Here is a 2,174-nt window from a genome sequence, read left to right as displayed (position 1 = left end):
GGGATTAGCATCCCAAATGCAGACTTATATTTTTACACCTTTTAAGGCGATTTCAATGAACGTTTTTAGCCTCTTTAAATGTAGTTAAATCTATTAACTTGATCTTGCATTTTTTGTGTGAAAAAGCAAGACTTTGGTCTTGCTTTTGAAATTAATTATTTTAAGTCTTTTTTTTAGCTCGATTTGTAAAAACCTGTCTTAAATACCTTATCAACTAATTTAATCTATTAATCGGAAAAATATTTGGATGTTTATAAATTATTCAACACCATTATCTCCTAAGCTATCTATATAATTAATTACTTCTCCTAAAGACATTGTTAATACATTTTCATCTAAATAGCACTTATTTAAATAATATAACCAATGAGCTTGTTCAATATCACCTTTTCCTAGGTCATTTCCATTGTTAACTATATTTACAAAAAAAACAAAATGATATAATGATTTTAAATTATTTTTTTTGTTATCACATGAATTAGAATATTCTTCTAACAACTCCCAAAATGTCCCATTAAATTCAAATATCTCGTTAAAATTTTGGTTTAAATATTTGATGTCTTCAGTTGCTTTTAAGTTGTTTAAATATTTAAAATCTTTAACTGTATACAACGCAAAATCATGAAATAGTTTATTGTTTTGAAATTTTTCATAAATGAAATTTCTCTCACTCTTAGTTAGCTTATTGGATAGGACTTCTCTATATCCATCAAAACTTAGCTTAAATACTAAATCTTTTTCACTGTCAAAATTATTGTGAAATTTATGAGTTAAAATAGCTATTATTATGTTATTTGATTCTTCATCTAAAAAAAACGAATTTACGGAATCGCTTTTTTTAGTTATAAAATGAATATTAATAGATGTATTAGACTTTTGCTCAATATTGACATGATTACTTATGTCTAAATTTTTTGAAATAAAAGAAGACATTTCATTCTCTAAAGTTATTTCTTCTTTTGACTCTTTCTCTTTACATCCGTATAATAATAATACTATTATACCTATTTTTATTAGTTTCATTTTTTCTGCCTTTTCGCTTTTTCAAAAATAGATAAGATTATAATATCTATTTCATTTAATTTTTTATTGTTGTTTTGCTTTTTCTAGAGTAGGTAAGTTTTTATACCAATCTTTTACTTTATTTAGAGAATCATTACTTATATTATTTTTTAATAAGAATTCAGATTTACCAGGCAAACTTGTATTATGAGCAGCTCTTATAATTGAATCAAATCTAGTTAACCCCATTATTACTTTATTGCCTGATCCATAATAAAAATTTGCTGGTTCAAAAGTATTTTCTCCCTTTGAGCCATTGATGCCAGCAGTGAACCCAGCACCAAAGGCATTAGCTGTCCACACACCATCACCAGAACCATCAGTTTTTTGTGCTGTGACTTTAGAATATACTCCAATTAAGGAAAAATCAGTTGTAGATATTAAGCCTGATTTATTAGCCCAATCAACAAGAGAGGTAGCTTTTAAAGAGGTATTTATATTTATTGAACCTTTCACACTAGTTGCAAAACCAGCGTCTATGCCAAAACCAGTAGTGTATGATAGTCCTGTACTAACCCTAGTTTCCCAAAATCCAGTTGGAGCGTCCATATTTGAAGAAATTGTAATTTCTCCTAAACTTTGCCCAAATACGTTTACTCCTTCAGTAATTGTCACCTTAAAAAGACCTGAATGAGATGGTCCAATAACATTAGCTTTTGGTTTTGGACTTGGAGTTATATTAGCAATCTTTATTACTATTTCATCCCCTTTATTGGAGTTTAAGTTTCGATATATTGGATTATCTATATCTAACATGTTAGTTCCTCTCCAATTTTCTAAACCACCTGCTCTTGCATAATATGTTGCATTATCTAAAACTACTTTTTTCCAAGTCACAGGTTTTTGAAGAGTATAACCATACTTCTTTTGAGTTTCAGGGTTATTTATATCCAAAGAAATTTGTGAAGGTCCTTGATCTTTTTGTATTGTATAACCAACTAAAACATTATTTTCAACAATAGGTTCTAAGCCCTCAAGCTCAATGGACATTATTGGTGTATTACCACTAAATTGATATGGTGTATACCAAGGATAAGCGTGTACTAGAGGATCCACCGCAAAGAACCTTCCAATCCTAGGGTCATGCATTCTAAACCTATAGTTTATACTAT

At 28.6% G+C, this 2,174-nt stretch carries 2 protein-coding genes; both read right to left on the bottom strand.

The genetic code is table 11. The features are described 5' to 3' along the window. Positions 1-258: 258 nt before the first annotated feature. Positions 259-1,023: a hypothetical protein gene (locus NCE97_RS15900; protein WP_353780273.1), complete on the bottom strand. Its 765-nt coding sequence runs from the start codon at positions 1,021-1,023 to the stop codon at positions 259-261. 63 nt (positions 1,024-1,086) lie between these two features. Then, a complete protein-coding gene (locus NCE97_RS15895; RefSeq protein WP_353780272.1) occupies positions 1,087-2,052 on the bottom strand; it encodes a hypothetical protein in 966 nt (321 codons plus the stop codon). Positions 2,053-2,174 lie beyond the last annotated feature (122 nt).

Origin of the sequence: Winogradskyella sp. 3972H.M.0a.05 (assembly GCF_040493455.1) — a bacterium.
Lineage (GTDB): Bacteria > Bacteroidota > Bacteroidia > Flavobacteriales > Flavobacteriaceae > Microcosmobacter.
The sequence above is the reverse complement of the archived record's forward strand: the minus strand, read 5'-3'. Positions and strand labels throughout refer to the sequence as shown.

What these genes read in the sequence shown, in the direction of transcription:
- NCE97_RS15900 (WP_353780273.1), bottom strand. Translation starts at nt 1,023, where the DNA reads ATGAAACTAATAAAAATAGGTATAATAGTATTATTATTATACGGATGT.
- NCE97_RS15895 (WP_353780272.1), bottom strand. Translation starts at nt 2,052, where the DNA reads ATGTCCATTGAGCTTGAGGGCTTAGAACCTATTGTTGAAAATAATGTT.